Consider the following 8,059-nt stretch of genomic DNA (forward strand, 5'->3'; position numbering starts at 1 on the left):
ACCGCGCTCCCCCGCCCTCACCCCGCACCGGCCCGCCGCCACGACGGCCGGGCCGGAAGCCGAGGGCGAGGGCCGCCGCGCCCGCGAGGGCGAATCCCGCAGTCCAGAGCGCGCCGACGTGCATGGCGTGGAGGAAGGCGCCGTCGGCCGCGGCGGCGAGCCGGGTGTCGTGCGTGAGGGCCGCCGCGTGCCGGGCGAGCTCGGCCGAGACGCGCGCCTGCTGCCGTACCGGCTCCGGGAGTCCGGTCAGCGAACCGTCGATCGAACGCCGGTAGACGATCGAGGTGATCGTTCCGCCGGCCGCGATGCCCAGCACGCTCCCCGTCTGGCGCAGGGTGCTGTTGACCGCACTGCCGGCGCCGGAGCGCTCCAGCGGCAGGGAGCCGAGGACCGCGCCCGTGACCGGGGCGATCACCATGCCGATCGCGGTGCCCTGGACGAGCATGACCGCCGAGTACCAGACGATCGGTGTGCTCGCGTCGAACAGGGACACGGACCCCATCGCCAGGGCCGCGACGGCCAGCGAGACCGAGGAGACGAGGCGGACGGAGCTCCGGCCCGCGAGCCGGACGCCGACCGGCGAGCCGACGACCACCCCGAGCGCTCCCGGGAGACCGAGGAGCGAGGCGTGCAACGCCGAGTACCCGCGGGCGCCCTGGAGGTAGAAGGCGAGGTAGAAGGATGCGGCCGTCAGGGCCAGGAAGACCGTCATGAGGGTGAGGTTCCCGGTGGCGAAGCGGCGCCGCGCCAGCAGCCGGGGATCGAAACTGGGGTGCGCGATCCGCAGCTCCACGACGACGAAGGCAGCGATCAGCGCGATGCCCGCGGCGGCGCTCCCCCAGACGGCCGGCCGGCCGAAGGAGGCGTCCTGGCCGGCGCGGATCAGGCCGTACGCGAGGAGGCCGAGGCCGCCCGTCGACAGGAGCAGTCCCGCCGGGTCGAGCCGACGGACCTCGGGGCTACGGGAGTTGGGCACGTACCGGGCGATGAAGCCGAGGCCGAGGAGGGCCACGGGCACGTTGACGAGGAACACCGAGCCCCACCAGAACGCGGCGAGCAGCACCCCCGCCAGGATCGGCCCGGCGGCGATCCCGACACCGGCGAAGGACGACAGTGCGGCGAAGGCCGCCGGCCGCTGAGCGGGCTCGAACGTCCAGCCGACCACCGCCATGGTGGCCGGTACGAGGAGGGCCGCTCCGGCGCCCATCACCGCGCGCCAGAGGACGAGTTGGCCGGGGGTGGTGGCACAGGCGGCGAAGGCCGAGGCGAGGCCGAACAGGGCCATGCCCGCCAGCAGGGTGTTGCGGTGCCCGAACCGGTCACCGAGCGCACCCCCGGAGAACATCAGGCCGGCGAAGGCCAGCGTGTAGGCGCCGGTGGCCCACTGGAGCTGGCCGGGGGTGGCCCCCAGGCCGAGGACGGGGTCGGACAGGGTCTCGAAGGCGGTGGTGAGGATGGTGCCGTCGAGCCATATGAGGAGTTGGGCGAAGACGAGGACGCCGAGGATGAGCCGTCGGCGGGCCGGTGGTGGCGTGGACGGGCGTAACGGCATCGGTGGTGTGGCGGAGGACATGCGTGACTGCCTTAGGTTCAGGAGGGTTCCGGCTCGGCCGCAGCGTAGACTCGTCAAGTTCCTGACGGTTCGCCCATCGTGGCAACTCGTCAAGTTCCTGTCAATCACATCCGGGAGGACGCCTCATGGGCGAGCAGGGTCACGATCGGGTGGTGAGCTTCCTGGTGCGGCACGCCTGGCTCAGCATGCGGGCCGCCATCGGCACCGAGCTGGAGGAATTCGGGCTCACCGTGCCGCAGTTCGCCACGCTGATGATGGTCGGGACGTCGCCCGGCATGTCGGTGGCCCAGCTGGCCCGCTCGGTCGGGAGCACCCGGCAGGCCGCCAACGAGATGCTCGCGGCGCTGGAACGCGACGGGCTCATCACCCGCTCCCCCCACCCGACCGACCGCCGGACGCACCAGGTGCACCTGACGGCCCTCGGCGGCAGGCGCTACGAGGAGGCCCTCCCGGCCGTCGTACGGCGCGAGGCCGAACTGGAGGCAGGGCTGACCGCCGATCAGCGCGACGCCGCCCACGCCTGGTTGGCGGCCGTCTCGACCGCCTGCCAGGAGCCCGCGCAGAAGTGACCCGCGGGGCGGAGAGCGGGCGGCCGGGGCGGGCGGGTGGTCCGGGTCACGGACTCCGGACTACGCGCGGGTACGCGCCTCGTCGAGCAGGAAGTCCAGGAAGTACTCGGCCAGCGGCATGCGCAGGAGCGGCTCCAGGAAGAGGAACTGGCCCTGCGGATTCACTTCGAGCCAGACCGGCTCCCCGCTCGGGGTCAGCTTGATGTCGATGGCGCCCATGCGCAGGCCGAGCCCCCGCAGGACCGCCACCACCTTCTCCGCCGTCTCGTCGGGAACGGGCCACACGGAGATCGGGATGGTGAGGTCCGCGCGCCAGTCGAGTTTCCCGGTCTTCAGGAGAGCCGCGTACATGCGGTCACCGAAACAGTTCAGACGTACGTGTTCGTCGCCTTCGATGTATTCCTGGTAGATCGCGGGGCACGCCTCGAAGGATTCCATCGCGATCGAGGCCGGGTCTTCGAGGTACTGGGTGAAGAGCAGCGGACCCGACGTACCCACCACGGGTTTCACGATGACGCGACCGACCTGTCCCAGGAAATCCGCCACCTCGTCCCGCGACTGCGTGACCAGGGTTCTGGGAACCCTGAATCCCGACCGCTGGGCGACGGCCATCTGGTACAGCTTGTCCGAAGCCCGGTCGGTCGCCTCGGGGTGGGAGATCCACTTCCCCTGGAAGGCCGTGGTGAGAATTCCCGTGAGCGCCCCGCGACAATCGTTGTTGATGAGGTTCCGCTCGAATGCGTCCGCGTTGTCCTCCGTGGCCTTCTGAGCGGCTCGCACCCTTCGCCACCAGATCAACGAGGTCTCTTCGAGTACGACGTCCCGCCCGTCCGAGGTGCGCAGCGTGGTCGGGGAGTTCCCGTGGGATTCCCAGGAGAGGCTTCGTCTCCCGCTGAGTCGATCGCATTCGACTATGTGGAAATCCCGGTATCCACGTCTGCGCGCCTCGTTCCGGACCGCGAGTGCGTGAATGTCATCCTTGAGCGAAATGGTGACAATCATTCGGGACAGACATCACACTTGTCGGAGCAGCCGCAGGAGCAGCCCTCGGTGCCGACGGCCCGCAGGTCGCTGGCGGACATCTCAAGACCGGTCGTCTGCCGGACCATGGTTTCCCATACGCGGAGTTCCTCCGGCGTTTCCAGCCGGACGAACGAGTCGGGCTGGCATTCTATGACGACCGGGGGAGGATTCCTGTCCAACCGCTCCTTGTCCACGGGCTCGCCGAGTTTGATTTTCGTCATCACCCTCACTCCCCATAGCACAAGTTGGCCATTCATATCCAGCCTATGCCTCCCGCCCGGCCCCGCAACTCCGGGCGGGCACGGACGCGCGGACCCGTCGGCCCGTCCTCACAGGTCCCCGGGGTGGAGCCACCGCGCGGGTGGTGCAAGGAGTTTGACCGCGCGTATCCGGCGACGGCGTTCCGGCAAGGGGCCCGGCTCCTGCACCGTCGGCGCACGCGCACGCCCGGACCGTTCGTGTATCGGGCGTGTATCGGGAAACGCTTGGTCGTCCATCGAATCGGGGTGCCCGCCGTGCGATGTGCGGATCACGTCCGGTGTCTGCCCTATCGTTCCCTTCAGGTCGCCCGCTCCCGGTCGCCGGCCGCATCCGTCCCGACAGGAGCCGTCAGCCCGTGTCCGTGTCCAGCCCCGCTCCGGCCCCCGCGCCTCCCGTGCGCGTGCTGCTGGTGGAGGACGACGAGCTCATGCGCCGGTCGTTCGCCGTCGCCCTGGAACGCTACGGCTACCGGATGCGGACCGCGGCCGACGGACTGAGCGCCCTGGAGCTCCTGCGCGACGAGGACTTCGACCTGCTGATCCTGGACGTGATGCTGCCCGGTCTCGACGGGATCGGGCTCTGCCGCAGGGTCCGGGAGACCAGCCTGGTGCCGGTCCTGATGATGTCCGCCCGCGGTGACGGGCTGGACGTCGTCGCCGGTCTGGAGGCCGGGGCGGACGACTACGTGGTCAAGCCCGTGGACACCTACGTGCTCGTGGCGCGCATCCGTTCACTCCTGCGACGGGCGACCTACGCGCCGCCCGCACCCCGGCCCGTGCCGGCCCCGGACACCGGGGCACCGGCCTGCGACGCACGGTCGCTCGTCTTCGGGGACCTGACCATCGACACCGGCGGCCTGGAGGTCACCCTCTCCGGAAACCCGGTGGCGCTGACCCCGACCGAACTGAAACTGCTGCTGGAGTTCGCGGCCCATCCGGGCATCGTGCTGGACCGGCACACCCTCCTGCGCGAGGTCTGGGACTACGGCTGGGACGGGGACAGCCGCGTCGTGGACCTCTGCGTGCAGCGCCTGCGGGGCAAGGTGGGCCGGGACCGGATCGAGACGGTGCGCGGCTTCGGTTACAAGTTCAGGCGCTGAGAACGGTGCGAGCGTTTCCCCGGCGACGGCCGGACCGCGTACCCCTGCGCTGGAAGATCGCCGCGCTGGCCGCGGCCACGGCCTGCCTGGTCGTCGCCGCGGTGGGCGCGATCGTGCACCTGTGGACCGTGCGGGACATCCGCGGCCGGGCCGAAGCACAGGCCCTCAACTCCCTCTACGCCGCCATGGACGTCCACCGGCGCACCGGAACCCTCACGAACGGCGCCGCCCTCGATCCGGACGGGCTTCCCTCCTCCCTGCGCCACCTCACCGACACCGCCCGGCACACGGCGTACGACGGGCACGTCGACGGCAATCTGGGCCCGAGCGTCTGGGCCGCCGTGCGGACCGACGGCCCCGACGGCCGGGTGCTGGCCGTCCAGGTGAACATGGGGCCGGAGCTCCACGACCTGCAACGCCTCGATGTGACCATGGCGGTGGCCTCCCTGGCCGCCCTCGCGGCCGCCACGCCCGTGGCGTTCTACGGGGCCGGGCTGCTCGCCCGCCGGCTGCGGCGGGTCTGCGAGACGGCGGGTCGGATCTCCGCCGGTGACCTCGACGCCCGGACGGGGCCCACCAAGGGACGTGACGAGGTGGCCGACATCGCCGCCACCGTCGATCTCATGGCCGACAGCCTCAGCCGACTCCTGCGCACCGAGCGCCGGTTCACCGCGGACGTGGCCCACGAACTGCGCACCCCGGTCGGCGGCCTGCTGGCGGCCGTCGACCTGCTCCCGCCCGGGGAGACGGAGGATCTGCTCCGGGCCCGGGTGCGCGATCTGCGCGGACTGGTCGAGGACCTGCTGGAGATCTCCCGGCTGGACGCCGGCGCGGAACGACCGGTGCGCGCCCACGTGCCGCTCGGAGCGGTCGTCTCGGAGGCCGTGGCACGCACCGGCCTCGATGCCCGGGTCACCGTCACCGGCCCCGGGGCGGCGGCCGGGACGGCGGAGACCGCGGGGACGGTGGAGACGGTGGAGACCGATCCGCGCCGCCTCGAACGGATCGTCGGCAACCTCGTCATCAACGCCCACCGGCACGGCGCCGCCCCGATCGAGGTCACCGTCGAGGGCCGTACCGTCGTCGTGCGCGATCACGGCCCCGGTTTCCCCCGGGACCTCCTCGTGGACGGCCCCCGCCGCTTCCACACGGGCGCGGTCGAGCGCGGCTCCGGGCACGGCCTGGGCCTGACGATCGCGCTGGGCCAGGCCCGGCTCCTGGGCGGCGAGCTGCGGCTGGAGAACGCCCCTGACGGGGGCGCCGTCGCCACGTTGCTCCTGCCGTCCTGACACCCGGCCGACCGCGACACCCCGCCGCCGGGGCCGCTACACGACCGATACACAGCGGAGCGGCCGCCCGTACACGGCCGCCCGGGCGCCGATACGTTCACCCGACACCCTTCGAAGCGCACCGCAGCGCACCCGAAGAGGAGTCCCCGTGACCGCCGTCCCCCGTTTCCCGTCCGACCCGCTCGCCCCGCGCCCGACGACCGGGGCCGCCGTCGCGGCCGCCACCACCGACCTGTCGAAGTTCTACGGCAGCGGCGACACCCGCGTCGTCGCCCTGGACCGCGTCAGCGTCTCCTTCCGGGAGGGCGAGTTCACCGCGATCATGGGTCCGTCCGGCTGCGGCAAGTCCACCCTGATGCACTGCGCGGCCGGCCTCGACTCCTTCAGCTCCGGCTCCGTCCGCATCGGCACGACCGAACTGGGCGACCTGGACGACGGCCGGCTCACGCGGCTGCGGCGCGACCGCGTCGGATTCGTCTTCCAGGCGTTCAACCTGCTGCCGACCCTGACCGCGCTGGAGAACATCACGCTGCCGCTGACCGTCGCCGGACGACGGCCCGACCGGCAGTGGCTGGACCACGTCGTGTCGATGGTCGGCCTCTCCCAGCGCCTGGGCCACCGCCCCGGGCAGCTGTCCGGCGGCCAGCAGCAACGCGTCGCCGTGGCCCGGGCGCTGGTCTCCCGCCCCGCCATCGTCTTCGCTGACGAGCCCACCGGGAACCTCGACTCCCGGGCCGGGGCGGAGGTCCTCGGCTTCCTGCGCGATTCGGTGCGGGAGCTGGGCCAGACGGTGGTGATGGTCACCCACGACCCCGTCGCCGCCGGGTACGCCGACCGCGTCGTCTTCCTCTCCGACGGCCGCCTGGTCGACGAGATGGCCCGTCCCTCCCCCGAACGCGTCCTGGACCGGATGAAGGCGTTCGACACCCGTACGCACACCGGCTGATCCGCCCCTCCCCGCTCCGCCCCAGCCACCCGCTCGCATCCGCCGAGCCCACCCCCCAGGATCCGCACCCATGTTCCGTACCGCCTTGCGCAACGTGTCCGCGCACAGGGCCCGCCTGCTGATGACCGCGTTCGCGGTCATGCTGGGCGTCACCTTCGTCTCCGGCAGTCTGATCTACGGCGACAGCACGAACCGCGCCGCCACCGCCCGGGCGACCGACGGCTACGAACGCATCGCCGTCAGCGTCTTCCCCGACGACTCCCGAGGCACGAGCCCCGGGGCCGACGGCGGTGGGCCGCCCGGAGTCGACGCCGCCACCGTGGCCGCCCTGGCCAAGGTCGCGGGCGTCGCCGCCGCCACGGGACGGGTCGACGGCTTCGCGGCCGTCGCCGACCGCGACGGGCGCCTCCTCGGCCACGGTCCGTCCCACAAGGGCGGCAACTTCGCACCCGGCGCCGACGGCAAGGACCCGGCCTACCGCTTCACCCGGGGTTCCGGCCCGACCCGCGACGACGGGATCGCCCTCGACGAGACCACGGCCGCGAAGGGCGGCTACCGCGTCGGGGACACCGTGCGCGTCGGTACGAACCGGGGCGCCTCCTCGTACACGCTCAGCGGGATCTTCCGCACCGACGGGACCACGCGGCCCGCCGGGGGCAGCCTGACGCTGTTCACCGACGCCACCGCCCAGCGGCTCTTCCTCCAGCCCGGCCGCTACCGGAACGCGGACGTCACGGCGTCGCCCGGTACCGACGCACGGGAACTCGTCGGGCGGGTCGAGTCGGCGCTGCCCCCGGGAACCGGCGCGGCCACCGGAGCCCGGCTCGCCCGGATCCAGGCGAACCTCGCCACGCAGGACAGCGACACCATGAGCCAGATCCTGGTGGGTTTCGCCGCCGTCTCCCTGTTCGTCGCCACCTTCCTCATCTCCAACACCTTCACGATGCTGGTCTCGCGGCGCACCAGGGAGCTGGCCCTGATGCGGGCCGTCGGCGCCTCGCGCCGCCAGGTGCGCCGCGTGCTGCTGACCGAGTCGCTCGTCGTCGGCGCGCTCGCCTCGGCGGCCGGCCTCGCCGTCGGCACCGGGGTCGCGGCCTTGCTGGGGACGCTCTTCGCCGCCGATGACGCCCCGGCCGCCCCGCTGGTCCTCACCCCGGGCACCGTGCTCACGTCCCTGCTGGTGGGAACCGTCCTGCCGATGGCCGCGGCGTGGCTCCCGATCCGCCGGGCGATGGCGATCCCGCCCGTCGCGGCGCTCGGCGCGGCCGAGCCGGCGGAGCCGGCGCGGACCGGCTCCGC

8 protein-coding genes are annotated in these 8,059 nt (G+C 72.5%); 5 read left to right on the plus strand and 3 right to left on the minus strand.

The genetic code is table 11. The annotated features are described in order from the left end of the window. A partial coding sequence (locus ABZW32_RS37995; protein ID WP_356225229.1) for an MFS transporter occupies nucleotides 1-1,573 on the minus strand: 1,573 nt, incomplete at its 3' end. Between the two features lie 125 nt (nucleotides 1,574-1,698). Here ABZW32_RS37995 and ABZW32_RS38000 point away from each other — a divergent pair. Continuing rightward, entirely contained in the window at nucleotides 1,699-2,142 is a 444-nt protein-coding gene (locus tag ABZW32_RS38000) for a MarR family transcriptional regulator (protein ID WP_356225231.1), read from the plus strand. Nucleotides 2,143-2,202: 60 nt separating this feature from the next. On the opposite strand, the gene ABZW32_RS38005 is transcribed toward ABZW32_RS38000, so the two are convergent. Further along, nucleotides 2,203-2,922 (minus strand): ATP-grasp domain-containing protein, encoded by a 720-nt coding sequence (locus ABZW32_RS38005; RefSeq protein WP_356225233.1) that lies wholly within the window; start codon nucleotides 2,920-2,922, stop codon nucleotides 2,203-2,205. Between the two features lie 218 nt (nucleotides 2,923-3,140). After that, on the minus strand, nucleotides 3,141-3,386 hold the full coding sequence (locus ABZW32_RS38010; RefSeq protein WP_356225235.1) for a hypothetical protein: 246 nt from the start codon (nucleotides 3,384-3,386) through the stop codon (nucleotides 3,141-3,143). Nucleotides 3,387-3,781: 395 nt separating this feature from the next. Here ABZW32_RS38010 and cseB point away from each other — a divergent pair, with 395 nt between their 5' ends. The 4 genes from cseB to ABZW32_RS38030 all read left to right on the plus strand — a co-directional run. Continuing rightward, complete coding sequence (gene cseB / locus ABZW32_RS38015; RefSeq protein WP_356225237.1) at nucleotides 3,782-4,525, plus strand: two-component system response regulator CseB; 744 nt, start codon at nucleotides 3,782-3,784, stop codon at nucleotides 4,523-4,525. Nucleotides 4,526-4,530: 5 nt separating this feature from the next. Then, complete coding sequence (locus tag ABZW32_RS38020; RefSeq protein ID WP_356225239.1) at nucleotides 4,531-5,814, plus strand: HAMP domain-containing sensor histidine kinase; 1,284 nt, start codon at nucleotides 4,531-4,533, stop codon at nucleotides 5,812-5,814. Between the two features lie 148 nt (nucleotides 5,815-5,962). Continuing rightward, entirely contained in the window at nucleotides 5,963-6,760 is a 798-nt protein-coding gene (locus ABZW32_RS38025) for an ABC transporter ATP-binding protein (RefSeq protein ID WP_356225241.1), read from the plus strand. A 70-nt stretch (nucleotides 6,761-6,830) separates the two neighbouring features. Next, nucleotides 6,831-8,059 (plus strand): ABC transporter permease (locus ABZW32_RS38030; protein ID WP_356225243.1); only part of this gene is annotated, 1,229 nt, incomplete at its 3' end.

Origin of the sequence: Streptomyces sp. NPDC004667, from assembly GCF_040609475.1 — a bacterium.
In the GTDB taxonomy this organism is placed as follows: Bacteria; Actinomycetota; Actinomycetes; order Streptomycetales; family Streptomycetaceae; genus Streptomyces.

Excerpts from the sequence above, each read along its gene's own strand:
- ABZW32_RS38010 (WP_356225235.1), bottom strand. The coding sequence starts at position 3,386 with ATGACGAAAATCAAACTCGGCGAGCCCGTGGACAAGGAGCGGTTGGAC.
- ABZW32_RS38000 (WP_356225231.1), top strand. The coding sequence starts at position 1,699 with ATGGGCGAGCAGGGTCACGATCGGGTGGTGAGCTTCCTGGTGCGGCAC.